Annotated in this window: 26 protein-coding genes and 1 tRNA gene; 17 read left to right on the forward strand and 10 right to left on the reverse strand. The window is 43.4% G+C overall.

All coding sequences use genetic code 11. The annotated features are described in order from the left end of the window. Positions 1-8: 8 nt before the first annotated feature. Positions 9-881 carry a LysR family transcriptional regulator gene (locus GTW09_RS03125; protein ID WP_203565627.1) on the reverse strand — a complete coding sequence of 291 codons (873 nt, stop codon included), beginning with the start codon at positions 879-881 and terminating at the stop codon, positions 9-11. Positions 882-1,184: 303 nt separating this feature from the next. Here GTW09_RS03125 and GTW09_RS03130 point away from each other — a divergent pair, with 303 nt between their 5' ends. Together GTW09_RS03130 and GTW09_RS03135 are read left to right on the forward strand one after the other, a co-directional pair. Continuing rightward, positions 1,185-2,270: a mechanosensitive ion channel domain-containing protein gene (locus tag GTW09_RS03130; RefSeq protein ID WP_163110678.1), complete on the forward strand. Its 1,086-nt coding sequence runs from the start codon at positions 1,185-1,187 to the stop codon at positions 2,268-2,270. A gap of 96 nt (positions 2,271-2,366) precedes the next feature. Next, entirely contained in the window at positions 2,367-2,822 is a 456-nt protein-coding gene (locus tag GTW09_RS03135) for an MBOAT family O-acyltransferase (protein WP_239059265.1), read from the forward strand. A 29-nt stretch (positions 2,823-2,851) separates the two neighbouring features. On the opposite strand, the gene GTW09_RS03140 is transcribed toward GTW09_RS03135, so the two are convergent. Then, positions 2,852-2,928: transfer RNA gene (locus GTW09_RS03140), tRNA-Ile, on the reverse strand. 452 nt (positions 2,929-3,380) lie between these two features. Between GTW09_RS03140 and GTW09_RS03145 the strand changes: the two genes are divergently transcribed. The 9 genes from GTW09_RS03145 (at position 3,381) to GTW09_RS03185 (ending at position 11,127) form a co-directional block, all read left to right on the forward strand. Beyond that, on the forward strand, positions 3,381-4,190 hold the full coding sequence (locus tag GTW09_RS03145; RefSeq protein ID WP_163110043.1) for an MbnP family protein: 810 nt from the start codon (positions 3,381-3,383) through the stop codon (positions 4,188-4,190). A gap of 229 nt (positions 4,191-4,419) precedes the next feature. Beyond that, complete coding sequence (locus GTW09_RS03150; protein ID WP_071978783.1) at positions 4,420-4,749, forward strand: hypothetical protein; 330 nt, start codon at positions 4,420-4,422, stop codon at positions 4,747-4,749. Between the two features lie 145 nt (positions 4,750-4,894). Next, on the forward strand, positions 4,895-5,248 hold the full coding sequence (locus GTW09_RS03155) for a CidA/LrgA family protein (RefSeq protein WP_239059266.1): 354 nt from the start codon (positions 4,895-4,897) through the stop codon (positions 5,246-5,248). A gap of 6 nt (positions 5,249-5,254) precedes the next feature. Beyond that, positions 5,255-5,965, forward strand: a complete 711-nt coding sequence (locus GTW09_RS03160) for an LrgB family protein (protein WP_163110045.1) — start codon at positions 5,255-5,257, stop codon at positions 5,963-5,965. 235 nt (positions 5,966-6,200) lie between these two features. Further along, the gene (locus GTW09_RS03165; protein WP_100971082.1) at positions 6,201-7,196 is read left to right on the forward strand and encodes a response regulator; all 996 of its coding nucleotides are present in this window, start codon (positions 6,201-6,203) and stop codon (positions 7,194-7,196) included. Then, positions 7,196-7,684, forward strand: coding sequence for a PAS domain-containing protein (locus GTW09_RS03170; RefSeq protein ID WP_071978787.1), 489 nt, complete (start codon positions 7,196-7,198; stop codon positions 7,682-7,684). The genes GTW09_RS03165 and GTW09_RS03170 overlap by 1 nt, the downstream gene beginning before the upstream one ends. Before the next feature lie 102 nt (positions 7,685-7,786). Continuing rightward, the gene (locus tag GTW09_RS03175; protein ID WP_203565616.1) at positions 7,787-9,589 is read left to right on the forward strand and encodes an Lcl C-terminal domain-containing protein; all 1,803 of its coding nucleotides are present in this window, start codon (positions 7,787-7,789) and stop codon (positions 9,587-9,589) included. A gap of 1 nt (position 9,590) precedes the next feature. After that, the gene (locus GTW09_RS03180; RefSeq protein WP_163110047.1) at positions 9,591-10,151 is read left to right on the forward strand and encodes an Lcl C-terminal domain-containing protein; all 561 of its coding nucleotides are present in this window, start codon (positions 9,591-9,593) and stop codon (positions 10,149-10,151) included. A gap of 175 nt (positions 10,152-10,326) precedes the next feature. Beyond that, complete coding sequence (locus tag GTW09_RS03185; protein ID WP_100971086.1) at positions 10,327-11,127, forward strand: DUF2884 family protein; 801 nt, start codon at positions 10,327-10,329, stop codon at positions 11,125-11,127. A 60-nt stretch (positions 11,128-11,187) separates the two neighbouring features. On the opposite strand, the gene hemW is transcribed toward GTW09_RS03185, so the two are convergent. From hemW to srmB, 3 genes are all read right to left on the reverse strand, one after another. Then, the gene (gene hemW / locus GTW09_RS03190; RefSeq protein ID WP_163110049.1) at positions 11,188-12,327 is read right to left on the reverse strand and encodes a radical SAM family heme chaperone HemW; all 1,140 of its coding nucleotides are present in this window, start codon (positions 12,325-12,327) and stop codon (positions 11,188-11,190) included. Beyond that, positions 12,320-12,922 carry an RdgB/HAM1 family non-canonical purine NTP pyrophosphatase gene (rdgB, locus tag GTW09_RS03195; protein WP_071978790.1) on the reverse strand — a complete coding sequence of 201 codons (603 nt, stop codon included), beginning with the start codon at positions 12,920-12,922 and terminating at the stop codon, positions 12,320-12,322. The genes hemW and rdgB overlap by 8 nt, the downstream gene beginning before the upstream one ends. A gap of 105 nt (positions 12,923-13,027) precedes the next feature. Continuing rightward, positions 13,028-14,287, reverse strand: coding sequence for an ATP-dependent RNA helicase SrmB (gene srmB, locus GTW09_RS03200; RefSeq protein WP_163110051.1), 1,260 nt, complete (start codon positions 14,285-14,287; stop codon positions 13,028-13,030). Between the two features lie 318 nt (positions 14,288-14,605). Here srmB and msrA point away from each other — a divergent pair, with 318 nt between their 5' ends. Both msrA and GTW09_RS03210 read left to right on the forward strand, forming a co-directional pair. Continuing rightward, positions 14,606-15,208, forward strand: a complete 603-nt coding sequence (gene msrA, locus GTW09_RS03205) for a peptide-methionine (S)-S-oxide reductase MsrA (protein WP_163110053.1) — start codon at positions 14,606-14,608, stop codon at positions 15,206-15,208. A gap of 218 nt (positions 15,209-15,426) precedes the next feature. Continuing rightward, positions 15,427-17,592 (forward strand): S46 family peptidase, encoded by a 2,166-nt coding sequence (locus GTW09_RS03210; RefSeq protein WP_163110055.1) that lies wholly within the window; start codon positions 15,427-15,429, stop codon positions 17,590-17,592. Between the two features lie 160 nt (positions 17,593-17,752). On the opposite strand, the gene GTW09_RS03215 is transcribed toward GTW09_RS03210, so the two are convergent. Continuing rightward, positions 17,753-18,907, reverse strand: a complete 1,155-nt coding sequence (locus tag GTW09_RS03215; protein ID WP_163110057.1) for a tRNA nucleotidyltransferase/poly(A) polymerase-related protein — start codon at positions 18,905-18,907, stop codon at positions 17,753-17,755. 144 nt (positions 18,908-19,051) lie between these two features. Between GTW09_RS03215 and GTW09_RS03220 the strand changes: the two genes are divergently transcribed. Further along, positions 19,052-19,963, forward strand: a complete 912-nt coding sequence (locus tag GTW09_RS03220) for an ExeA family protein (RefSeq protein ID WP_071978793.1) — start codon at positions 19,052-19,054, stop codon at positions 19,961-19,963. Then, positions 19,956-21,170: a general secretion pathway protein GspB gene (locus GTW09_RS03225; protein WP_163110059.1), complete on the forward strand. Its 1,215-nt coding sequence runs from the start codon at positions 19,956-19,958 to the stop codon at positions 21,168-21,170. The genes GTW09_RS03220 and GTW09_RS03225 overlap by 8 nt, the downstream gene beginning before the upstream one ends. Positions 21,171-21,242: 72 nt before the next feature. Here GTW09_RS03225 and GTW09_RS03230 read toward each other — a convergent pair whose 3' ends face one another. Next, positions 21,243-22,457, reverse strand: a complete 1,215-nt coding sequence (locus GTW09_RS03230; protein ID WP_163110061.1) for a cyclic di-GMP phosphodiesterase — start codon at positions 22,455-22,457, stop codon at positions 21,243-21,245. A 313-nt stretch (positions 22,458-22,770) separates the two neighbouring features. Between GTW09_RS03230 and nhaC the strand changes: the two genes are divergently transcribed. Both nhaC and tnpA read left to right on the forward strand, forming a co-directional pair. Then, the gene (nhaC, locus tag GTW09_RS03235) at positions 22,771-24,258 is read left to right on the forward strand and encodes a Na+/H+ antiporter NhaC (protein ID WP_163110063.1); all 1,488 of its coding nucleotides are present in this window, start codon (positions 22,771-22,773) and stop codon (positions 24,256-24,258) included. 81 nt (positions 24,259-24,339) lie between these two features. Further along, positions 24,340-24,636, forward strand: coding sequence for an IS66 family insertion sequence element accessory protein TnpA (gene tnpA, locus GTW09_RS03240; protein ID WP_163110065.1), 297 nt, complete (start codon positions 24,340-24,342; stop codon positions 24,634-24,636). A 314-nt stretch (positions 24,637-24,950) separates the two neighbouring features. Here the strand turns inward: tnpA and GTW09_RS03245 are convergent, their stop codons facing one another. From GTW09_RS03245 to GTW09_RS03255, 3 genes are all read right to left on the reverse strand, one after another. Next, a complete protein-coding gene (locus tag GTW09_RS03245) occupies positions 24,951-25,493 on the reverse strand; it encodes a hypothetical protein (protein WP_163110067.1) in 543 nt (180 codons plus the stop codon). A gap of 89 nt (positions 25,494-25,582) precedes the next feature. After that, a complete protein-coding gene (locus tag GTW09_RS03250; protein ID WP_163110069.1) occupies positions 25,583-25,807 on the reverse strand; it encodes a hypothetical protein in 225 nt (74 codons plus the stop codon). 317 nt (positions 25,808-26,124) lie between these two features. Then, complete coding sequence (locus GTW09_RS03255; protein WP_163110070.1) at positions 26,125-26,661, reverse strand: hypothetical protein; 537 nt, start codon at positions 26,659-26,661, stop codon at positions 26,125-26,127. Between the last annotated feature and the right edge of the window lie 336 nt (positions 26,662-26,997).

Below are 26,997 nucleotides of genomic sequence, written 5' to 3' on the forward strand. Positions count from 1 at the left end.
ATCAACGCTTAGCTTTTTGTCTGTTCAATAAGCTGTTGAACATGAGGAGAGACCTTCTTTTTAGCCAATGTAACGGCATAAAAATGTTCATAAGCATCAGGCAGGCTTTGTTGAATATGTAAAAGCCCGTTGGCAATTTCATCTCGCACGACTACTTCGGGCATAACAGAGAATGCACCACTATCACGAGCTAGCAGTCGCAGCATTGCCATGTCGTTTGTTTCTGCCTTTATCTTGGGAGTGTATTGAAATTTTGCACAGGCAATACTGAATGCCGAACGAATTTCACTGTTTTGAGAGGGCAGAACCCAAGTAGCATCGCCGTAACTATTTGGGAACTTACGGGTGCGCTGAGGTTTTGATGGGCCAATAATTTCAATGGCCTGCCGAGAAACCAGCTCACTATGCCAAATAGCGTTTTGTTGACCTAATTCGACATTATGGTTGGTGAGAATAATGTCGAATTTAAAGCTTGATAATCCATCGAGCAAGTTTTCTAAACTGCCAGTTTGTAACGAGAATGTGGCGAACTTGTCGTTGATAAGCGGCAGCGTAAAACTCTCAACAAAATTTCGAGACAAATTCGATAATACCCCAATAGAAACATGCCTTAGCTGAGTGGGTAACCCCTTGTTGATAAGGCTTTCTAATTCTTCACCCTTAGAAAATATTTCATCTGCATAGGAGAGTACTTGTTTCCCTTCAGGGGTTAAAATTAACGAACGTCCCTTGCGTGTAAGCAACTCAATGCCAAGATGTTGTTGAAACTGCTTTAGCTGAGCAGAAATAGCCGATTGAGAAAGGTGAATTTCGTTTGCAACCTGGGTTAGATTACCCGTATTCGCGACGCGCCAAAAATAGTACAAATGATGATAGTTCATTCTCGACACGAGGTTATCTCCGCTACTTAATTCATTGTAAATAGTACCTTAATTTACATTAGCTGCACATGCTCTTGTGAGCAGCAGTTCAATAGCATAAAAAATTAGAAAAATATTATATGAACTAATGTTTGAAGGAGGCAAAAGAATAACCTGCACTCTCATTAACTCTGGTGCAGGTTTTGCAGCCTCTTTGTTAGTAATCCGTTGAATTACCCGTATTTGCTTGGCAAAAGTCAGGCTTCTGCGTTTAAAGCAGCCAGGGTTTATAACGGCTTAAAGCATGAAGAGGAATACAGTTACGTGGATATCTCAGCGGGTTTAGATCAAAAACAGCTAGTGGCCGTTGGCGGCTTGCTGTTGGCTGTTGTGGTTCTTTTTTTGATAAAACGCCTTGTTTTGGTGCGCTTGAAAGAAAAAGCACGTTCTGAAACTAGCAGTATGTCGGGCATGTATCGCGTGCTCGTTTTATCGTTAAACGCCCCCCTAAGCCTAACTATTTGGGTGATATTTTTATTGCTCGTAAAAAGCGTTGTATCTGTTTTTCAGTTAGACGACGAACGAACACTTACCATACTCAACGTGGTTATTGAGTCGAGTATTATCATTACGCTGTTCCTTTTCCTAGAACGTTTTTCTACTTATTCCCTTCGCCGCTACAAAGACCAATCATCTCTAGTAAAAAATACCAGCGCTATTGCCGGTGGCGCGCTTCGGGCACTATTAGCTGTGCTAGCTATCCTCATTATTTTAAGCGCTATGGGCGTTTCTATAACGCCCATTGTGGCATCACTAGGAATTACTTCTCTGGCGGTGGCGCTAGCGCTGCAGCCTACCCTTGAAAACTTCTTTTCGGGTATTCAACTGGTTATGGATAAACCCATACGAATTGGCGACTTTATAGAGCTCGACTCGAAAGAGCAGGGTTTTGTAGAAAAAATTGGCTGGCGCTCGACATGGGTAAGAATGCTGCCCAACAATATCGTTATTGTGCCAAACAGCAAGCTGTCTAATTCAAAGCTGATTAATTATTACTATCCCGAGCGGGAATTATCGGTACCTGTAGAAGTGGGCGTGCATTATAGTTCTGACTTAGAGCACGTAGAAAAAGTATGTTTAGAAGTAGCCAAACATACCTTGCGTACTCATGAGTACGGAGTAGATACTTACGAGCCGTTTGTGCTTTTTCATACCTTCGATAGTTCGAGTATTAACTTAACCGTAATGCTGCGCACTCGTGAATACTTTAACCGCTTCTTTATTAAAAGTGCATTTATTAAATTGCTTAAAAAGCGTTTTGACGAAGAAGGTATTGTTATTCCGTTTCCTATTGCTGCAATTAACTTTCAGCAAGAGCAGCATCAAGAGCAGAAACATGAGCAGAAATAAAGTGCTTATCGAGACAGGCGCACTTATAGTGAAGTACAAAGCGGTTAGGTTGCCAACATTTCGCTAATGTTTGCTATATCTACAAAGAGACGTATTTTGACGATTAGACTAAATCAGTATGTGAAGAAAAGAACCGGTGTAGGGCTAGGTGATTCTGACTCTTTGCAAAATATGCTTTCACGCTCGTTAGGGGCCAGCACCTTTGGCAATTTTTGGCGATATTGGAACCCGATATGGAGCTACTACTTATCGCTTTATGTCATGCGACCGTTATCAAAGTGGTTACCGCAGTGGCTAGCTATTTTAATGACATTCGCCGTAAGCGGGGCACTTCACGACCTAGCCGTTACATTGATTAAATGGCACCTTGTATTCTTTTTTACACCGTGGTTTTCAGTAATGGGGGTAGCGGTTTTAGTCACAAGTAAGCTGCGTTTCAATTACGCTGGATTTTCATGGGCGATTCGCGCAACTTTTAATTTAGCAATAATAGTCGCGTGTTATTTGCTGACTACGCTAATTGATGAAGTGTTCGTTCAGGCTTATAGATGACGGCGTTTACTGAGGTTTGAAACAAAAAATGGTGGCCCCACCCTGACTTGAACAGGGGACCTGCCGATTATGAGTCGGATGCTCTAACCAACTGAGCTATGGGGCCATTTTGAACGGATTGTCTTGCGCTGCGTTGTTATTGCGGTTATTGACTTAGACTTAATAGCTAATCTCTGCGTCCGCAATTCCAAGCGACCGCAAGTATAAGCAGTTTTATTTGGCTTGTCACGCCTTGGCGATAGCTTTATGAATTGTTTGCTTTATTTTTGTTCACCTTAATAAGGGAGGGCATAAAAATATCCTAAATTTAAGCCAAGGCACTTAAGCCAAGGCACTTAAGTCTAGGTACTTAAGTCTAGGTACTTAGGGTTAATCTTGAGAGTTGCTAACTAAACTGCCGCTTTAGTTTTTCTTTTATATCCGGTCTTTCTTGACTGCCTCCTGTTAAAGGTGCACAAAGGGAGTACTATTGAAATATTTCGCAGGCTTTTTAAACTTTACCCCATCAATACCGTCTACTCATTGTTACGCTCTCATTTACAGGAACAACAGACTCGCATGAACACATACCTTCGCTCTAGCAATGCACTTGCACTTTTTCTAACTACTATGTTGGCATTAAGCGGCTGTGATATAAGCAAATTCAAAGGGCGAGAGGCTGGCGAAATTCCCTTTAACTTGGTTGGGGTTGAGAGCGACGCTTGTCCAATTATACTGAGCGCGGCCAATAATAGGTGGAATATCGACTACTTTGGCTTTTATCTTAGCAACCCTGAAGTGCGAGTAGATGGAAAGTGGCAGCGAGTAAAATTCAAGCAAAACCACTGGCAAACACCGCAAACAGCGCTGTTGAAATTTCACTCTGCATGTAGCGAGCCTAGCGACGCAAATAGCAAAATTGTGCTCGATGTTTCTGAGGAGTTATTAAAGCTATCAACAAACCTGCGGTTTACCATGGGCCTTCCATTTGAACAAAATCATGCAGACGTTAGTGTTCAACCAGTACCTTTGAGTGATGAGTCTATGTTCGCAGACGCACTTAATGGGCATATGTTTTTGAAGTTAGACCTCTCAAAAGTCAATGATGAAAAAGCAACTTGGTCCTATCATTTAGGTAATGCAGGGTGTGAGTTTTCCAACGACGATGGCAACAAGGTCGAAAAGTGTGCTTTTACCAATAGGGTGGAATTTATTTTGCCTATGACACAGCTTGATACCGATTTAGATATTGATATTTCTGTGTCGAATATATTTGCTCAAATAGACATTAATGAATCGCCGGATTGCAAGTTTGCATCTCCTGAATCAGCCCCGTGCGACAAACTAATATACAACCTAGTGAATCGCCCGTGGATTAAGTGGCAGTAAATCGCGTTAATGCTCAATTGATATTAATGTGATAGCAGCTGAATATAATATTTTATGAATGGTGATAATTTCGCAATAATTTGCCTGTTTTATTGCTTTTATGTTTATACTTTAGTCAAAAGTATGAAATTACTGCTTATGTGCTACGCGTGTAAACAGTGGTAAACTTATAATAATTATTTAACATTGCATTGCCTTATACAGCAGGTGCGCTGTCGCGGAGACAAAAATGACAGAAAAAGCCTTTATCACAAGTGGCCGAAACACCATCATTCACAAAATTAGAAAGCTAGATTTACTAGTGACAAATGGTGATGACAATCCACCAATACTCGTTACTTATAAAGGTATAAAGCAATTCGAAGGAAAAGTACCTGATAACAAGCGTGAAGCCAAAATGATGGACATGGAGCTTGTCGATGTAACTACGAGTGACGTTTTTGGCGATGAAAAAACATTGGTATTCATCCAAACGCTAAACGGAAAAGAATACAAAATAGACTATTCGAAAATTGGTACGAGTATGTTTATTAAAATCCACCAAGACAGTTTCTTTTGATCTCCAAAGACTGATTGAAAGTGGCAGGCTGGTGAATCCAGCCTTTTTTTTGCCTGATATCAAGCTAGGTATCCAAGTAGCCATAAAAACAAGTAAACACTAGGGGAACAGGGTGCAAGTAAAAAGTAGGATGATTGGCGGCGTTATGATTTTACTGTCGTACTATTGCGGCATGTTTTTATCTCATCAGCTGAGCTTGCCCATTCCCGGTCCCTTGCTTGGCTTGGTAATTTTGTTAGCCGTGTTATTTTTTGTTCCCAACCTCGAAAAATCCACCACACTAGTTGCTTTGCCTTTTCTCAAGCATATGTCGGTATTATTTGTACCTGCAGTGCTTGGCGTGAGTCTTTACTGGAATGATATTGCATCAAATAGCGTGGCCTTGTTCGTTGCTATTGTGGGCACTACGGCATTGTGTCTTGGGCTAACGGGCTGGTTTGCCGGTAAATTGATGGGGGAAGGTAATGTTATACGCTCTGACTCGAAAAACCGGCGATAGCTTAAAATGATAGATGCGTTAGCGAATACTTTTACATTAAGTGGCTTGTTTTGGGTGTCGGTAACGCTACTTTGCTATTTTGTTAGTCTTAAAGTAAATGTTTATTTTAGTGGGCATCCTGCGTTACATCCCCTTGTGGTCACTGCGGCATTAGTGGCACTTCTTCTATTGCTTACGCAGGTGAACGTTCCTCGTTACCAGCAATCCGTTTCCTTTTTGCATTGGCTGTTAGGCCCGGTAACGGTGGCATTGGCAATACCTATATTCAAGCAATGGCAAAGTTTAAAAAAATACGGGTGGAGGCTGGTTATCAGCATAGCGATTGGCGGCATTATTGCGCCTCTCACGGCTTGGATTACCCTTTATATTTTAAACACCCCTATAGCGTTACAACTTACTATGTTAGCTAAATCTATTACCACGCCACTTGCCATGGAGGCGAGTGCGCAAATAGGTGGCATAGCTCCACTTGCAGCTGTGTTTGTGATAGTAACGGGTATTGTCGGCGCTGTGCTGTCTAACACAATGTTTACGTTGTTCAATGTGATAAGCCCAGTAGCTCAAGGGATTGCATTAGGAACGGTTGCCCATGCGGTGGGTACCGCCAAAGCTATTCATATGGGAGAGGACGTTGCCGCAATGGCCACGCTTGGTCTATGCATAAACGGTATTTTTACTGCCTTTGTGTTACCACTAATTTTCAGTATTATGATGTAAACTGGTTGATAAGATTTTTTAGCGTTATCTTTGGCAATATTGTCCAAAAGTGCTATTTCTTAGTGAAGCATTTCGTATCATTCTGTGGATAGGCAAAAGGAATGGACGATGATGTAAGCGCGGACGAAAGTACGTTTCAGTTTGCTGCTGTCCTGCCGATAATTACCTAATAGGGTAAATAAGTTAACTAAGTCGGTGAAAACTGGTTTCCAAAATTAGGTGGTATTAAAGCTTAATGTTTTCCGTACTCGTTTGTGATGACTCTTTAGTTGCACGAAAGCAAGTGGCAAAGTGCCTCCCGCAAGATTGGGACGTTGCCGTACACTTTGCAAAGAATGGTCAAGAGGGGCTGGCTTCTCTTGCCGCTGGTAAAGGCGATCTTCTCCTTCTCGATTTAAACATGCCTGTGTTAGACGGGTATGGAACGTTAGAAGCCATTCAGCAACAGGGTTTAAAAACAAAGGTTATCGTGGTGTCGGGCGATATTCAGCCTGAAGCGAAAGATAGGGTGTTATCTCTCGGCGCATTAGACTTTATTCGCAAACCTGTCGAGCCTCAAGCCTTGGCAGATGTTTTGGATAAACACAATATACTGCATGTCGACAGTGAACCCGTTCGTGAAGTTACTCCTTTAGACCCAGATATTCGCGACTGCTATCAAGAAATTACCAACATTGCTATGGGGCAGGCTGGCGATCACCTAGCCCGAACAATGGATGTGTTTGTAGAACTGCCCATACCTAATGTTAACCTTATTGAGGTGTCTGAACTTCACATGATGCTGTCTGATATAGAGAGTCATGAAGAGGTGACCGCTGTTTGCCAAGGCTTTTTGGGGCCGGGTATAAGTGGTGAGGCGCTGTGCATTTTAAGTGATTCAAGCTTCGATGACGTTGCTAAAATCCTTAATGTAGAAGGTGAGGTAGACGATCAGCTCCAGTTAGAATTATTGATGGATGCAGCAAGTATCTTAATTGGTACTTGTCTTACTGGCTTGGCAAATCAAATGGATGTGAACTTCAGTCAAGGTCACCCAATTGTTCTTGGCCAGCATCGAGCAATTACAGAAATCATCAGTATGAATCAAATTAAGTGGAAGCGTACATTGGCCATAGAGCTAAGTTACGGACTTGAAGGGTACGACGTACAATGCGACCTCATTTTGCTGTTTACTGAAGAATCGATGAAAATGATGAATTCTAAACTTGCCCATCTATTGGAGGATTTTTAATGAGTCAGAATTTAGATGATTTATTAGAATTCCACTGGATGATGGACATGCTGCAAACTGTGGATGTTGGTATTGTAGTATTAGACAAAAACTTTTCTGTGCAAGTGTGGAATGGTTTTATGGAAAGCCACAGCGGACTGTTGCCAAGTGAGGTAAGAGAAAAATCGCTGTTTGATTTATTTCCCGCAATTAAGAAAGACTGGTTTATGAAAAAAGCTAAGCCAGTATTTGAATTGAAAACCCGTGCTTTCATGACATGGGAACAACGCCCATATTTGTTTAAGTTTCCTAACTACCGGCCGATTACAGGTAGTGAGTCATATATGTATCAAAATATCACGCTGTCGCCGTTAACTTCGGCAACGGGGAACGTGGATTACATCAGTATGATGATTTACGACATGACCGATGTGGCAGTAGGGAAAAAGCAATTAGAAGCGTTACAGGTATCGGTGTCAGAAGCGCAGGAGTTAAAACGAACTCTTTAGTGCTTTTCCGCCATAGCCACCTTTCTTATTCTCCCTCGGTTTTAACATACATACTGTTTTTTTTGCGCACGGTACTCTTGCTACCGTGCGGTTGGAGTTGATATGCAAGTAACGCCTTTTACTTTTTTCAATCGTTTGTCTTCGCGAGCTAGCAGCGCTTCGCAGTTTCTCGCCATGTGCACTGCTATTTTTATTTTAAGTGGTTGTGGAGGCGGTGGAGATTCCGATAGTCCTCCAAATAGCAGTGGGCTTGCCGTCAATGCAGGCCCCGATGCCACAGTTACAGAGGGCGTAACTTACTCATTAAGCGGCGAAGTAACCGGCGGTGACGGTACTTACACTTATAACTGGTCTTCTTCACCTACTTTGGATATTACGCATGAAGACAACACGGTTTCTACGGCAAGTTTTGTCGCTCCGTCAGTCAGTGAGGACACCAACTACACGCTAACTCTATCTGTGAATGACACCAGCGGTAATACAAGAAGCGACTCGACTATTATTACTGTTGCCCCAGTTAATATAGCTCCAGTGGCGAGTATTTTTGTTCCGCAATGGGAAGGTTTAGCAGAAAACCAATTTCCAGGTGGTGTCGATATTGTGCTTGATGGCTCGGGCAGTAGTGATGCCGACGCTCCATCACAAGGGGATGAAATTGCCAGCTTTAGATGGTCGCAAACCGCAGGAATCAATGTAATCACCGGCGTTGATACTCACTCCCCTACGCTTAGCATTAGCACGCCTGTTGCCAACGATCCTCAAGTAATAGAGTTTCAGCTTGAGGTAACCGATAGCGAAGGCGCAAGCAACACAACGTCAGTCTCACTATCTATTCAATCTGAAACCCAAACCCTGCCTGTAGCCGATGCCGGATTTTCGCAAGGGGTATTCAGCGGTGAGGTCATTATTCTTAATGGGCAGGCAAGCACCAGCATCGCCAGCGACGATACATTAACCTACCAGTGGGAGCGATTTGGCAGCGTACTCTCTTCTGCCGGTAATTCCTCTTTTACCAACGAGGCCTCGTCTTCAAACGCAGATGTAAGCATAAGTGCGGTAGATGATAGTGATGCACTATCTACTTTTGCTATTGCGCCTTTAGTATCGAGCCCTACAGTACTGACTTATACGCTTACAGTAACCGATGCTAACAACAATAGCGTGGAAGACAGTATTTCTGTTCGAGTGCAGCCTATGCCAACAGCCCTTATAAACGACACGGGATTTGTGGATCAGGCCACGAATAATGCAATTACCAAGGTACAGCAAAACGAATTTCCAGGCCAAGATGGTCAGCGAGGGGCCGATATTGTTGGTAAAAATGGTTTGATAGAAAAAGCAGGGCGAGGGCTAGCCGGTTTCGACTTCACGCGCTTGAACGCAAACGGCGATGAGCAGGACGCTGATGCGCAGACATGGTCTTGCGTTAGAGACAACGTAACTGGCCTTGTATGGGAAGTTAAAACAGACGACGGATTATTGCGAGATCAGAATTTTACCTACACATGGTATAGCCAAGATGATAACGGCGGCTTTGAGGGTGATGAAGCCGGTTTGGCAGCATCTTGCACTTTGGCAAACTGTAATACAGAAGCTTATGTGGCAGCGGTGAATGCTCAAGGGTTGTGCGGCTTTTTTGACTGGCGAATGCCAACTCATGAAGAGCTTTTCTCTTTGCTGCATTTAGGCTTAAAAGACGTGGTAGCTGTTGATGCAGACTATTTCCCCAACACCGGCGCACTTAGCAATCAGCCTCTGTGGTATTGGACTTCTGTGCCAAGTGCTGACGGGGTAAATAGTGATGATGCGCAGAACGCATGGGCATTAGACTTTGATTCGGGTGTTGATAATTTTTTGAATAAATCAACTGCAGCAAGAGTACGCTTAGTAAGGGCAGGAAGATAATATGGCACTTCATCGAATAACCAATAAAAAAACAGCGGTTGGTGCTGCGCTAGCCACACTATTAACTTCGGCGTTTATTTTTCCTAGTGCTGCCTTTGCCCAAGAATGCCTTTCAAGCGGTTTGGAAACCACTCCGAGTGATAGATTTACCGCGGTGACTACTTCATCCTTACTCGACACTGCGACAGATTTGGTTTGGCGACGTTGCTCGGAAGGACAAACATGGAATGGTTCAACGTGTGAAGGCGAAGCGACAAAGTACACATGGCAACAAGCCCTTCAGCTTGCTCATGAAGCCAGTGATAACGATTTATTAGGTTGGCGGTTGCCGAATGTGAAAGAGCTTGCTTCTATCACCGAGCGAAACTGCGTTAGGCCAGCTGTTAATAGTGGGCTTTTTCCAGAAACTCCCGCCGATGACTTTTGGACATCCACACCTTCTGCAGATGATCCTGATAGAGCCTGGGTTGTGGCGTTCTTTAACGCAAGCCACTCTATTAAAGAGAAAGACCGGTTTATTTATGTTCGTTTGGTAAGAACCTCTACCGGAGAAAATGAGTGAACATTGGGTTTTAAGACAAACACGCCCTAGTTAATTTGCAAAAGAAGCACGTATTCAGCACATATCCTGTTACGTGCTTTCTTTTTATGAGAGCTAGTTCAAGTTCAACCTGATTTTTAGCACGTTAGACTCAACACGGCTTTTTATTTTTCCTTAAGCTAGCCACAATAGAGGTATGAAATTTTTTCCGCGTTTTCACAAATTTTCAGTCTTGTTCTGCTTGTTAGCGGGGCTGCCTTTTTCTACTCAGGCTGAATATACCTGTAATATCGATTTTGCCTATGGGATCGCAGTAAATAGCGATCAGCTGCGAGTTATGGACAAAACTCGAACGGTTGTGCAAATAAACGATCAATCTCAACTTTTTATCGGCGGACGCTGGCAAACCCTTGATAAACAGCAAAGAGAGTGGTTAAAAGAATACGCTAGTGGTTTACATTACGTGGTGCCCAAAATGATTGTGCTGGCCACAGAAGGGGTTGACCTGGCTATCGACACCATTGAGCATGTGTATTTAGGTTTGGTGGGAAGCGATCACGATAGCTACGAGCGTTTGAATTCTGCCATGTCTAGGGTTCAAAGCAGAGTACGCGATAAGTTTAGACATGCCAGTAATCATTATTTTATTGGCCCGGGCTCCCTTGAAAGCGTTGACGAATTTGTTGATAGCGAAATTGAAGCGCAGCTAGAAGAGGCGATCTCGACGTCTGTAGGCGGTATTTTATCTGCAATCAGTGGAATAAATACCGAAAACGGCGAAGTAAACGAAGATAGAGTGGCTGAAATAACCCGTCAGTTGAATACCGTTGGCGAACGTTTGGATGTTGGCGATAAAGCAACAACCTTGCGTAAAAAAGCCGAGTGGTTTTGCGAAAAGCTCAAGCGTTTAGATGTTGCAGAAGAAAATTTGAGAGCAAGCTTACCCGCTTTTGAACCCTACAATATTATTACGTCTCAAGACGAAGAAAGTAATTAGGACCTCTGTTTCATTTACTCATTTGTTTTATTAAACCTTGGCGCATCAAGCCTTGGCGTATTATACAAAGCAAGAGAGTAAGGTGTTTAAGTAGCGACGTCCCATAGATGTTACTTGCCAATGCTGAGACGAAATATCAAGCAGCCCCTTTTGGGCAGCATCTTCGAGCGCGAACTTTACCTCATCAGAAATATCTAGCCCAGTTAGCGCTCTATAGTCGTCAATTGGACAAGGCTCTAGCAAACGAAACCTGTTCATAAAAAATTCGAAGGGAAGGTCGCCTGCTTCCACGGTGTTTTTCTTATCAATGTAGGGTCTGCTCATTTCCATGTAACCCCTAGGGTGTTTTACCTTCACTAACCTTTGAATAGAGCCGGTGTCAACATCCGTTATTTTGCCATGGGCACCGCAGCCAATACCTAAGTAATCACCAAAACGCCAGTAGTTGAGGTTGTGTCTACATTGGTGCCCTTCTTTTGAATAGGCTGATATTTCATACTGCTTGTAGCCGGCGGCCTCTAATACCCTGTGCCCCTGTTCCTGTATTTCCCATAATATGTCATCGTCGGGAAGCTCTGGAGGGCGCGAGTAAAAGGGGGTGTTTGGCTCAATAGTTAATTGGTACCAAGACAAGTGATAAGGATTTAGGTCAATACCCCGATTTAAATCCGACATGGCGTTATCGACGCTTTGCTGAGGTAAGCCGTGCATTAAGTCAAGATTAAAGGTAGGAAGCCCAGCGCTGTGTGCCTGCGCTACCGCATTTACCGCTTGGCTCTCACTATGAATGCGCCCTAATATAGACAAATGTTGAGGCTGAAAACTTTGAATACCAACAGAAATACGGTTAACTCCGGCTTGATAAAAGCCTTCAAATTTTCCAGCTTCAACCGTGCCCGGGTTAGCTTCCATGGTAATTTCAGCATCGCATGCCAAATTAACTCTGCTTTTTATGCCTTCAATAATATCTGCCATGGCTTGTGCCGAGAACAGGCTAGGCGTGCCACCACCGATAAAAACAGTGTCTACAGGTCTATCGCCTACGGCCTTGGCATCTATTGCCAGGTCGTCTAGAAGGTGTGCAACGTATTCCTTTTCCGGTAGGGCCGCCTTTAACCCGTGTGAATTAAAATCGCAGTAGGGGCATTTTTGAACACACCACGGAATATGAACATATAAACTGAGAGGAGGATTACGCAAAGGCCGCTCTCATGTTATCAAGCAAGATAGCCAGCGCTTTGCCGCGATGACTGATGCGGTTCTTTTCACTGTTTTCAAGTTCTGCAGCGGTGCGCCCATGAGACGATACATTGAAAATAGGGTCGTAACCAAAACCGCCATTACCTTGTCGAGCCTGCAATATTTCACCTTGCCATTTACCTTGGCTTACTAAGGGAACCGGATCGCCAGCATGTTGCATAAATACTAGCGTGCAGAAAAAGTGCGCCTTTCGGTTTGCTTCGCCGTCTAATGCGGCGAGTAGCTTGTCGATGTTATCACCGTCGCTCGCATTTTCGCCTGCGTAGCGAGACGAATAAATGCCTGGTGCACCACCTAGGGCATCTACCACTAAGCCTGAATCGTCGGCTATTGCCGGTAAACCAGTGACTTCAGCTGCATGGCGAGCTTTAATAATAGCGTTTTCTACAAAGGTAGTGCCTGTTTCAGGGACATCTTCTACGCCAAGTTCCTTTTGCGCCACTACATCAACGCCATAATCAGCGAAAAGCGCAGTGAACTCACGAACCTTTCCTTGGTTACCCGATGCCAACACAATTTTTTGGGGAAATGACATAGTAATTCCTCAGTCGATTTTGTACCAAAGCTCAAGGCTTTTAGACCTTACAAAGCAGAGCGCTTTAAGTGTAATTACTTAATTCAGCGCTCATGAGACCTTCTGCTATGAAGGTTTATCGCTTGATGGTGCTTTCTTCGCTTTTGACTTAGTTTTAGGCTTTGTTTTTCTCTTCGCCTTAGTCTTGCCTGCTACTTTTTTCTTTTTGGCACCAATTTTTGGCGTTTTGTTCTTGGGTCTCAACTCAGATATAACGCGCCCCTTCATTGGCTCATCCATATAGCGAACCACTTTTGGGATCATGGCAAAGTCGTGAGCTTCAACAAGAGAAATTGCAGTCCCTTTCGCGCCAGCTCTACCTGTTCGACCAATTCGGTGTACGTATATATCGGCTTTTCGAGGCATGTCGAAGTTAATCACATGGCTAACATCTGGTACGTCAATTCCCCGTGCCGCAACATCGGTGGCTAGCAAAATAGGTACTTCACCACTTTTAAAGCGTGCCATTGCGGCATTGCGTTTATCTTGAGGCATTTCGCCTTGAAGCCAGCACACGTTGATATCTTTTGATGCAAGAAAGTCTTTCAGCATTTGCAGGCGTTCTCGTGTTTTAACGAAAACCACGGCAGAAGTAACTTGTTCTTTAAGGATATGCACAAGTAGCGCCTGTTTGTGCGCAAGATCATCAGCTAAATGATACCACTGATGTATTTTGTTCTTTTCTTTACGGGAAGGGTTTGCTTCAACTACTTCTGGGTTATTTAAAATGTCTTTAGCGAAAGCTTTAACTCCAGCACCCTCAAGGGTGGCAGAAAATAAGAGGTTTTGTTTACGCCAGCGCGCTTCTGTGGCTATTTGATTGACGACAGATGAAAAGCCCATATCAAGCATACGATCAGCTTCATCAAGAATTAAGCACTCGATATCACGGCAGTCGGCGGTTTCTTTTTCAATATGCTCTAATAAACGGCCAGGTGTAGCAACCAAGATGTCTAAGTTCTGACTGAGGGTTTCTTTATCGGTGCCGTAATTAATGCCGCCAGTAATAACGCCGCACACCAATTGAGTATGTTTGGTGATGCTTTTGGCTTGCTCATAAACCTGCAGTGCGAGTTCACGTGTTGGCGTAAGTATTAAAATACGGGTTGCGCCAGGCTGTTTTCGGGGGTAATCAAGCAAGAACTGGCAGGCGGGTAAAAGAAACGCCGCAGTTTTGCCCGTACCTGTGGGAGCAGAGGCTAAAATGTCTCTCCCGTCCATAGCGTGGGGGATAACCAATTCTTGGATGCTGGTAGGGGTTTCGTACCCCATTTCTGCCACTGCATGGCATAGAGTTTCGTCTAATTCGAGTTCTTCGAAAGTCATAGTAAAAATACGCTCATATTGAATGCGCGTATTGTAGCATTGATGGGTGAAAACGCAGAAAAAAACTCTGCAAGAATTGCGAATAACTGGGCCACTTTTTAATCGGGCTCTTAATGGTAACGCCATCGGACGTTTTATTGGCTAATGCAGCTTACTCGACAAGCTTAACCGTAAATTTAAGCAACGAGAAAATAGAAGCTTGAAAACCGCGAATAGAATATGAACGTAATAGCATTAGTGAACTCGCACTATGTTATAGCCTCGTAAGTAATGTGCAGTCTTTAAATGGCCTAAATAAAAGAGTAAATAGATAATTTTATGAAAAATATATTAGCGATAGTAATAACCTGTGCAGCACTGCTTACCGTTCCATTCACTATGGCAAAAAACACTGAGCAGGCCATACTAGCTGGCGGATGTTTTTGGTGCATGGAGAAAGATTTTGAAACGCTTGAGGGGGTTACCGATGTAATTTCTGGCTTTACGGGCGGTAAGTTAAAGAACCCAACCTACAATGGTAACCATAAAGGCCACTACGAAGCGGTATTGATAACGTATGATACCAGTGTACTGAGCTATCAAGATATTCTCGACCACTACTGGGTGAATATTGACCCATTTGACGACAAAGGGCAGTTTTGTGACAAAGGGCCTAGTTATCGAAGTGCGATTTTCGTTGCCAACGATAAAGAGCGCAAGTTAGCAGAGCAGTCTAAAAAAGCTGTTATGGATATGTTTCCTAATCAAACGGTTGTCACTCCCATTCTAAATACATCTAAGTTTTATCCCATCAAAGGCGATGAAAGCTATCACCAAGATTTTTATAAAAAGAGCCCTATTCGTTACACAACATATCGTTGGGGCTGCGGTCGCGATAGCCGTTTAGAAGATATATGGGGTGACAAAGCAGGGGGAGCTTAAAAATAGAGCGTTTGCCTATGCGCGTTCATGCCCTCGGAAAAACGCGCTGTAAAAGCGAGCAGGAAGTATTTGTTTACACTTGCTAACAAATCTCTTCTCACCATTGTGTTTATCTTTTGCAACAATGCTAAATTGATTTTACCCGCTAAATAAGCTCTGTTGCGTGTTAAACGGCGGCATCTTGAACGCAGTCTACTGACGATAATAAGGACTATCTAATGTCAAAAATAAAAATGTTATGTGTTTACTCCGCGTTGCTGGGCACCGCTTTGCAGGTAAACGCAAAGGAGGGCATGTTCACGCCAGAGCAGCTTCCATCAATTGCAGGCGATTTAAAACAAACCGGTCTTGCGATCCCCGCTGACAGTATTAACGACTTAACGTCTTTTCCTATGGGAGCGATTGTGTCACTTGGCGGCTGCTCGGCGTCTTTTGTTTCTGAAAAAGGCTTAGCGGTTACCAACCACCACTGCGCAAGAGGCTCCGTTCAATACAACAGCACGCCAGAGAACAATTATTTAGAAGATGGCTTTTTAGCAAAGCAAATTGGTGATGAACTACCAGCGGCTCCTGGCACGCGTATGTTCGTTACGGTCGACTTCTCAGATGTTACCAATAAGGTTTTGGGTGACCTAGACGATGATGTGCAAGGTCGGGAACGCTACGATTTAATTGAAGCGAACCGTAAAGCGTTAATTGCAGAATGTGAATCTGAGCCGGGTTTTCGCTGTTCAGTACCTTCGTTTTTTCAAGGACTGGAATACAAACTGATTAAACAAATGGAAATTCGCGATGTTCGTATCGCCTACGCGCCAGCTGACTCTATTGGTAAATACGGCGGCGATATCGATAATTGGATGTGGCCTCGTCATACCGGCGACTTTTCATTTTACCGTGCTTATGTTGGCAAAGACGGTAAGCCTGCAGACTTTAGCGAAGATAATGTACCTTACGAGCCAGACCATTTCTTAAAAGTATCTGCAGCGGGTCTTAGCGACGGCGATTTTGTTATGGCTGCGGGCTATCCGGGGTCTACCAATCGCTATGCTCGTCTATCCCGTGTTTCGTATACATTCGAGTGGTTGTATCCAACCTATTTAGATTTAGTTGGTGAGTGGATTGACACTATAGAAAATGCATCGGAAGAGGGTAGTGATGCACGCATCAAGTACGAATCAACCTTAGCGGGGCTAAATAACTTTCATAAGAATACCCAAGGGCAGCTCTCGGGCGCGAAGCGTGTAGGTTTAGTTCCTCGCAGGGCTGAGCGCGAAGAGCAGCTTGCAGCATGGCTAGATAAGAACGATAAAAGTGAACTTAAACAAGCATTAGCTGAACTTGATGAAGTAAGCGCACAGCAAATGCAAATGAACAAGCAGAACTTCTGGTACAACAATCTAAGCCGGGCACAGTTGTTGTCGTCAGCCCAGAGGCTTTACCGCAATGCTATAGAAAGAAAAAAACCAGATGCCGAGCGCGAATCTGGCTTTCAAGAGCGAGATCAAATTCGAATTAAAGAGGCCATTGAGAGAATAGAGCGTCGTTTTGACCCTGTTGTCGACCAAGCAGTGTGGCAAAAAATGATTAGCATGTATCTAGAGCAGCCGGAGGAAAATCGTGTAGCCGCTTTCGATAATGCCGTTGGTATTGATAGCGCTACAACTAAGGAGCAACTCGAAAGTAAGCTTAAAGCCTTTTACGAAGACACCTTACTGACAGACACCGAAAGTCGCGCAAAATGGCTAACGGCAAGTCCAGAGGAATTTGAGAAAAGCAGCGACCCCTTTATTCGCCTTGCTGTGGCGCTTTTCGATACTGAAATGAGTATAGAAGATAAGAGTAAAGCATTGAGTGGTAAAGCTGCAGCGCTTCGCCCTAAGTACATGAAAGCGATTATCGAATGGCAAAAATCAATGGGTAGCCTTGCTTATCCAGATGCCAACAGTACGCTGCGTGTTACTTACGGTAACGTTACAGGCGGCTCACCAAAAGATGGTTTAATATACGAACCTTTTACCCGTCTTGAAGGCATCACTGAAAAAGACACGGGTGAAGCACCGTTTAATTCACCTGAAAAACAGCTTAGTTTGATTAACGAGTCTCAGTATGGTCCTTACAAGCTTGATGACATCAATAGTGTGCCGGTTAACTTTTTAACCGACTTAGATTCCACTGGCGGTAACTCGGGTTCAGCTACCTTAAATGCTAAGGCAGAGCTAATAGGGCTTCTGTTCGACGGCACCTTTGAAAGTGTTAATTCAGATTGGGATTTTGACCCTAAAACAACCCGTACTATTCATGTGGACAGTCGTTACATGCTTTGGGTGATGGAGTATGTTGACGGCGCTACAAATCTTATTGAAGAGATGACTATTGTTAAATAGACCGTTTGTTTGGTATTTCAAAGCAATATAGCGCTTTGTCTGTAAAAAACAGTGGCGATAATAAAGGCCGAGTTCAACACTCGGCTTTTTGCTATTCCGCTTTTTATTGTTAGGCTTGTCGTTATGTAACGCAGCAATGCGCGCAATCTGTGCTCGCGCTTTATTGCCTTGTGTGGTTTTCAATGGCGTTGCAAATTGCCACTCGCTTTTCTTGATTCAACGCTTCCTTGATAGCCGCCCCTTTATGCCCTCTGGCAATAATATCTTTAACATTTACATTATTAGCAGCGGAAAGTGCTTGAGATATCAGCGCTTGCCTGTTGGTCCAGTCTATTCCTTTTTCTTGGGCAGACGGTGACATGGCCGCAAGTAACATTGCAAAGCGCTCTGGTCGTCGCCATGCATCAACACCATTAAAAATCGAGAGCAGTTCTTCTGCCTCTTGTGTAGCGGTGTCAGTATTTCCAGCTTCGATATTATTGGTCAACAATCGGTTTTTATACTTACAGGCAAGTTCAACAATTTCAGAGACCTGATTTTGTACTTTTAAGCGTTTACACAATGCAGTGGCTTGTTGCTCATCTAGTGGAATACATAGTGAAGTAAATCGAGTAATAAGAGCATTGTCATCTTTTATTTCTAGCGCTTTAGCCAGTAACGGTAATGCTTCGTCAATTAAATCCGTTAACTCGCAGAACCAGCTATTTAACGCACCGACTTTCACTAAAACTGAAAAATACACTTCGGGTGAGCGTTCTAAAAGACTTCGTTTGGTTTCTTGCCATACTCGCTCTGCGCTGAGCGCTGTTAATTCGCCGCTTTTCGACATTGATGACATTAGCGCCAATGTTTCATCGGCAATATGAAAGCCAAGGTATGCATATCGGGCGGCGAAGCGGGCGCCTCGAAATACCCTAAGGGGGTCTTCACTAAACGCTTCTGATACGTGGCGTAGACATCTTTTTTCTAAATCAACTTTGCCATGGTAGGGGTCTATAATGTGGCCTAAGTTGTCCTGCGCCATGGCGTTAACAGTGAAGTCTCGACGGCGTAGGTCGTCTTCAAGCGTCACGTCTTTGGAGGCGTCGCAGACAAACCCTGTATATCCGGCGCCGGATTTTCTCTCAGTGCGCGCAAGAGCGTACTCTTCGCCTGTTTTTGGGTGCAAAAATACAGGAAAATCTTTTCCTACTTGAGTAAAGCCTTTAGCTAGCATGTCCTCAACAGTGGCCCCAACCACAACATAATCTCGTTCGGTAACGGTCCGTCCTAAAAGTGCGTCTCTTACGGCACCGCCAACCAAATATACTTGCATGTACTTGCGCTCTTCTAAATCAAGGGAAACAGTGGATAGTATACCAATGTTACAAATAAATTTGTTGCTGCACATAATGACGCTTTTACTTACTGCCTTGCTCTGGTAGTTTAATCATCGTTTTTTGATTAATTAGCGAATACCATGTATTTGAATTACTTCGGGTTAAATGACAACCCGTTTTCGATAGCGCCCAACCCCCATTACCTGTACATGAGCCCTCGGCACAAAGAGGCGCTTGCGCACCTAACCTTTGGACTGCGTGAAAGCGGAGGGTTTGTTATGCTTACTGGCGAAGTGGGCACAGGTAAAACAACGGTATCGCGAAAGCTATTACAGCAGCTACCCGACAATACTCAGGTAGCGATGATTTTAAATCCCACGCTGTCAGCGTTAGAGTTGTTGGCAACGGTTTGCGACGAGTTAGGGCTATCGTATTCCTCTGACAAGGCTAGTCTTAAATACTTCACCGACCTTATTTTATCTAAGCTAGCCGAGAACCATCAGTCTGGCATGAATACTGTACTGATGGTAGATGAAGCGCAGCACCTTTTGCCCGAAGTCTTAGAGCAACTTAGACTGCTAACCAACTTAGAGACTAATAGAGAAAAATTACTTAAAGTTGTATTGATTGGTCAGCCGGAATTACAACAACTTCTCAAACGCAATGAGTTGCGTCAGTTAGCGCAGCGTATAACCGCTCGGTATCATTTATTGCCTCTTACCGCACCAGAAGTTAGTTCATATATTGCCCACCGTTTAAGCGTGGCAGATGGTGATATTAGTATATTCAGTAAGGGCACGTTGCGTGCAGTACATCAAATAACTGGAGGGATCCCTCGGGTTATAAATTTGCTGTGCGATAGGGCGCTAACGCTCTCATTTACAAAACAGCACGCTGTGGTTAAAAAGCCCATCTTTCTTGCCGCTGCCGAGCAAATCTTGGGAGAAGATGTTGTAAGCCAGAGGGTACGAGGGCAAAACAGATGGTATCTTGCTTGTGCGTTTGTACTAGCGCTTGTGTGCGGGTATGGCATTGGGAGTTTGTATGTCTAGCATTATTGCCATAGAGAACGTAAAGCCGGGCATGGTAATAATTCAAATTACCAAGCAAAACGGCCCTGTAAAAATTCGTAAGTCGGGGCTGGTCTCAAGCGACGCCATGGTACAAGGTTTGTCTGAAATGGGCGTGCAAGAGGTAGAGATTGACCCAGAGCAGACGGTTGAGGTTGCTACACCTACTCACCATCGAACCCAGACACAGGCATTGTTACGCGGACAGCACGACACGTCTGCGCGGTTCGATAAATCATTGAATGATCAATTTAATCGCAGCTTGTTTCTACCTACTGTTGAAAGTCTCCCATCGTCGTTTTCGCTATATGCAAAGCAAGCTTTAACCTTTGCTGTGGTCATTGTGGGAGGATTAGCTTTAGGGTTCACTGCTGCAACGAAAAGCCACTGGTGGCCAGCACTGTCGGCATCGTTTTCAGAGCCTTCAACATCGCCTGTTACTAACGTGAATAATGCTCAGAAAAGCGATGATTTGAAAGAGGCGTCAGCTAACTCAACTGAAGAAGACAGTGCTTCAAACGGTGCTATTGATAATAGTGTTCAAATGCCAGGGCAGGGCACTGAGCGAATTTCAGAGCCAACTACAGATAAAAGTACATATAACAGCATAGAGCAAGCTTCTGAATCAACTCCTGCGGGAACACAAGTTGCCGCTTCAAATGCTAATAGAAACTCCAGTAACCCCAACTCCAGTAATACGATCCCTAGCAATTCTAACACCCCAGAAGTGAACGATGAGCTTCTCACTCAAGCTCCGTTGCCAGACAATGGCACTAGCATAGATGTTACTAATGAATATGAAGGCAAGGTATTAAACGAATCAGAAGACTCGGGAAAGATAGAAGTTTCACCCGAACTTATGGCGAGGTTCAACGCAGCTGTTGAAGCGCTAGACGATAAAACATCGAGCGCAAATGCTGAACCTGAAACAAAGGTAACAGTTCGTGATGACACACTACGCGTAGATCAGTTACCGGTTAGGTTGTTAACTCGCTTACCTACTATGAACTTTAGCGCGCACATGTATGCGTCTAATCCTCGCGATCGCTGGGTAAGAGTAAATGGTCGTCAACTTTCTGAGGGTGACTGGATTGCTGATAAAGTACAAATAATCAATATTGAGGCGCAGCGCGTAGTGCTAGCTTTCGAAGATGAGATATTCACCATGGCAGCGCTAACTGACTGGTAAGGACGCGATAGTAGGGTTTAAATGGGAGCGTTGACTGCATGAAAGGCTAGGGATGCAGTCAACAGGTCTCTCTTAATTTGGGGCTTGATGGACAAAAACTTCTTTGAAAAACTTTGGGAGATTAATTCTAAACTCTTCAGGTTTTACGCCCGACACCACTTCATCATCGTAATGGCTTAAATCGATTTTTTTGATTTCGTTGAAATGGTTGCCCTTTACACTGTAGAACGTCATTACATGCGGGCTTATCGGGTCTGCTGGATTAACCTTGCTTACAATGCCCAATTTGCCACTCTTAAGCTTTACTAATGAGCCAACGGGATGGACCCCTATGCACTTAATAAATTGTTTAACAAGTTCTTGGTCGAGACCGTCAGAGCTTGAAAGGCGTTTTAGCGCCTGAATTGGCGTTAGACTGGGCTGAGCATTGTTGTTTGATGTCATTTCATCGTAGTTATCGATGATAGCAGCAATGCGGGCAAACTCCGTTATTTCATCTCCTCGTAGACCTCTTGGGTAGCCGCTGCCGTCTATACGTTCTTGGTGCTGTTCGATAATCTGCAATGATAAATCTGAGATGTCTCCGCATTGTTCAACTAACGATGTGCCTATTTCAACGTGGGTTTTTAACACGGCAAAATCGTCGTCTGATAACGGAAGTTGGGCATTTCGCACGTCGGCTGGTATCGAAGACATACCAATATCCATGAGCAGAGCACCTAAGCTTGCTTGTTCGATAATATCTCTATCGTAGCCGAGGAATTTGCAAAAAATACCGGTGAGTATTGAGCAGTTAATAGAGTGCTCTAGTAAATAGTTGTCAGCATCTTTTATAAGAGTTAGGCAGCTAAGTGCATCGCCGTTATCAAATACGCTTTCAATAAGACTGTGAGATAAGGACGACATTGGCGACAAGTCTGTTACTGCACCTTTATTTAACGCGGTTATAAACTTACTTTGAATAGAAAGCGCATTTTCGTACAGATCGCTCGCTTCATTGATGGAGTCTTTGCCTACAGGTTTGGGCTTTGACGCGCTTACGCTTTCTGAAGTCTCAGCTTGCTCGACTGTATTGGCGTTTATATCGCCGGCACTATTATCATTGAGGTGTTTTGACTTTGTTAAGTCGACCTCCAGCAATAAAATGCCCTTGTTTTTCAATGTTTGTATGATGCTTTGCGATTTTACAACGCCTTTAGAGCGTATTTGCAAGTTACCAGACTGCTCGAGAACTTGAGTCACATACATTCCTGGCTTCAGTTCATCGATAGGCACTTGTTCTAGCATTTGTTTTTCCATTTACTGCAATTTTTGAATTCGATAGTTTCAAGCGTAGTTAAAGTAGCATAGGGTGCTTTGATTTAATATGCCAAATAATGCTTCATGTATTTGAATGTTTTCTTGTGTCATTCATATCTAAATAGCGAGTTTGGCACTTTTGCAATTTGGCTTAGCAAATTTGTAGCCACTCGTTCATATAACATGTTCCCGATCTGTTCTGTAAAACCTGACGTAACAAATAGACTAAAGTCTAAAGTGGTTAGCTTTTTTGTAAGAGGTGATTTTAGTACGCCCTTGATTCAACATTTAAGGAATTAGCATGAAAGATGAACAACAGGTTACGCCTGGTTTATTACTAGCACTAACGCCCGTTGTATTAACACTTTTCATTTTGGGAACTCAGATATTTTATTTTGGGGTGTTTGAGCCTCATATCCCGCTTGCTATAGGGTTGGCTTTGGCTAGCTTTGTTGGTATTTATCTCGGCCTTAGCTGGGAGGATATACGCGCGGGCATTTTCAAAGTTATTCACGTGGCACTGCCTTCGGTCAGTGTACTTATTACCGTGGGTATGATTATTGGTATTTGGATTGCCAGCGGAACGGTTCCAACCATTATCTACTATGGGTTAAAAACACTTTCTCCCGAGATTTTCTTGGCAGCGGGTATGATCATATGTGCGGTTGTATCTGTGTCTTTAGGAACGAGTTGGGGGAGTGTGGGCACTGTTGGGTTAGCGCTAATGGGTATAGGCGAGGGCTTTGACATACCTATGTATTGGACAGCTGGTGCCGTGGTATCCGGTGCGTTTTTTGGGGACAAAGTGTCGCCTCTTTCCGATACAACTAATCTCGCCCCTGCTGTTACCGGCACTGATGTGTTCTCCCACATTAAAAATATGATGGCCACCACTATCCCTGCGATGGTTATAGCTCTTCTTATTTATATTGCCGTTGGTTTTTTTGTGATCGATGCTCAAAGTGTGTCTTTTGAAAAAATTGAGGGCATAACTAACGCACTGGAAGATAACTTTTATATATCTGCATGGGCATTGCTACCTGCTTTGGTGGTAATGGGCTTAGCATTAAAGAAATTTCCGCCGCTGCCTTCTTTGTTTGCGGGTGTTGTAGTAGGTGCCGCTTTTGCCATGATTACTCAAGGTGAAAGCTTACAAGCTGTTTTTGATTATGCGAACAACGGATATTCAATTCAAACAAACATTAGCGAAATAGATAGTTTGCTGAATCGCGGCGGTATACAGTCGATGATGTGGACAATTTCATTGGTGCTAATTGCGCTAGGGTTTGGAGGGGCGTTAGAGACGACAGGCTGTTTGAGAAGCATTATTAATGCGATAAAAAGTAAAGCAAAAACGTTCGCAGGTACTCAAGTTGCAGCGGTAGGAACTGCGTTTGCAACTAATCTCGTTGCCGGCGACCCCTACTTGTCTGTTGCTCTACCAGGACGTATGTATTCTCCTGTTTATCGCGGCATGGGGTATTCAACGCTTAATCTTTCTCGTGGCATCGAAGAGGGCGGAACACTTATGTCGCCACTGATCCCTTGGAACGCTGGTGGTGCTTTTGTTATCTCGGCGCTAGGGCTAGGAATTTCTGGCGATAATTTGCAAAACCTATTGTACATTCCCCTGGCTTTCGCATGCTGGACAGCGCCGCTTATTGGAATATTTTACGCTTACGTTGGCTGGTTCTCGCCGAAAGCAACTGACGAAGAGCGAAAAGAGTGGGAGTCATCCGGTGCTGATATTGCTAAATTCAACGATGACGGCACACCAGTGACAAGTTAGGAGTGTCCGTCCGGTAATCCCCATGTTCAATTCATAAGTTAACTGCGGCATGATGTTCTCTTTTTGCTAAAGAGAATACCCATGCAGCAATATCAACGAAGAGAAGTGCAAGACTGGCTCAATTTATTTGAGCAACAAAAACAAAGCGGTCTCACTGCGGTGGCGTTTTGTCGCCAGCAGCTGATTAACGTTCAAACATATTACACCAGGCGCCGTGATATTCGGCTACAGCGAACAATCAGCAAGTTCGTTCAGGTGAAGCGTGAAGTCACGAAGGTTAAGTCATACACTGAAGAAATGGGTGGCCTCTTCCTGAAATTGGTAAACGCTCAACTTAGGGTGCCAACAAATATTCCCCCCGCTGGGTTGTATCAATGAGGCCAATGCCAGATAAACAGAGATAATTCAGCAGAGATACTCTCAGGCGCCAGAAAAAAGCAATCAATATGTTGCGAGCCGAGACAAATAAAAAAATTTAGCATTCCGCGTAAACAATAACGTGCCCATGGCAGCACCGGCTATTTGTAACAGGTATTAACAGTTGGCTTGGCCGAGCTGAGTAAAAATCAAGCACTCATGCTCTCGCCCTGCAAACAGCCGGAAGTCGTCTTTACTAAATTACGCAGAGCGGCCTAATTTAGTAAGTGGTGCACTTCGAACTTGATTTCGCAGCAAACTGAATTAGATAACAGCTATTTCTTATCTAGCTCAAGTCGCTCTTGGTAAAGATTGCGTGCTTCAACCAGTTTGTTGTATCTCTCAAGTAATTTGGGATTGGTTTTTAAATGTTCAATGATGTTATTAAGCTGTTGTTCGCTATAGTCATCAATCGCACCTTTTAGGCGAGAACGTTGTACGGATAAAAATAAAGAATTATCACCCAAATATTCGCTCGGAGCTCGTAGAGAGTTCATGAGGTCCATTTGCTCAAACATAGCGATATCAGCAAATGCCGGAATACATTTTCTTTCCTTTATTCTTGAAAACGAATGGCGAGCCACCTGCTTGCATTCGACCTTAAATTTTCGATTTGTCGTTATGTCATTGTAGAGTTCGTAAAAATTTAGTTCAGCGCTGTTGACCAGCTTCTTAAAAAAGGAAACCGGTCGTTTTCCTGTAACCTCTATTACTTCGATCTTTTTAGAGTCGGTTGTGCTACCAAAACTCATGGTAGAAAACACTGTTGTCAACACCAAAACAGACCATGGTACTAATTGTCTTATATTAGTCATCACTTGTTTAATTCCTTTTATTTCGCGACTTAGATAAAGTATCGGGTTGTGAGTACAAAAACTACCCTTTACCCATATTTATTTCAACTTAGCTAGCAGAAAGCAGGGCCATCGCCACCAAAACCTGGCGTAGTAGTCGGTTCTCTACCCCAGCCGAAATCAACTAATGTGCAACCACCACATCCGTTTTGACCATTGCCACCACCAGGAAGTGGATTCGGATTACCGCAAGCATCTGCATCTTTTCTATTACTCGTCCACTTCTGTGAGTCACTTTGTTTTGCCACATTAAACACAAACGATTTTGTTTTTATCATAAGTTTTTTACTCTTCAAATTAGGTTGAATTATGTAATCTTAATTGCATCGTCGACGAGCTAACTGCTACTAAAGCGTATAAAATAATTCGAGAAATGAAACATTAAATCGAAAAAATGATTTTTATTTGATTATTAATTCATTTTTTACAGTTCCCATTGACGCTAAGTAAATTGCCACTGATTGAACGTTAAAGCGAGAGCGTCCTTCGGAGGCGACCGAAAAACATATTAACTAATGGCAGTTACACAGAATCTGTTACAGGCTCCTTTAAACATTCGCAATTTCCCTAAAACGCCATTTATTGTATTGCTACTTTAATAAGTATCTAAATCAACTTTTTCATCACTTTCAGATGCCATTTTTTCGTAGGTTTCTAGTGATTCCATCAATGCGCGATATTTTTTTTGTAAAACTTCTGAATTAAGAATCGCTTGTTCAAGAACTTCTCCGTGCTTCTCTAGCATTTTTCTATATTGTTCTTGTTGCTTGCTGCCTGACGCTAGTTGTAAACCATCTAAACTACCACCGCGGCTTAGTGCTAAATTTTGTTGCAGCGTAGACGATTTAATTTTAGACAGATAATTTGGATGGCACTGTCTGGTTTTGATTCTCGTAAACGACTTCCTGGGCCTTGATTTACACCTTACTTTAAACAAATCGTCAGAGGTTATTGAATTAAAAACATCATAGAAGTCGAAAACAGTTTTTTGGTACTGCTTTTTATAGAAATTGACAGGCTTCCGCCCTACGACTTCAATTACTTCAACTTCTTTTTCTTTACCCTCTGTATCAGCAGCGTGGACAGCTAGTGGACAAAGAAAAAGTGTGATAGTTATGATAGTCCTATTCATATCCCCTCCTGACACACTTTAATTTCGAGTAAAGGCCGACAGAGTGTCAGCCCTTACTAATAGAATTAGCGGAATTAACAGAACATATTTCCATCACCACCGATGCCAGATTTAAACATCGGTTCAGTACCCCATCCCAAATCTACCATCGTGCAGCCACCTCCAGGACCACAAGTCTTGCTTTTTGGGACACAAATCGCACCCGCGTCTTTGCTATTACCCACCCACTTCTGTGAGTCACTTTGCTTTGCCACATTAAACACAAACGATTTTGTATTTGTCATAAGTTTTTTACTCTTCAAATTAGGTTGAATTATGTAATCTAGATTGCATCGT

This window comes from Alteromonas hispanica (assembly GCF_010500915.1).
GTDB lineage: Bacteria > Pseudomonadota > Gammaproteobacteria > Enterobacterales > Alteromonadaceae > Alteromonas > Alteromonas hispanica.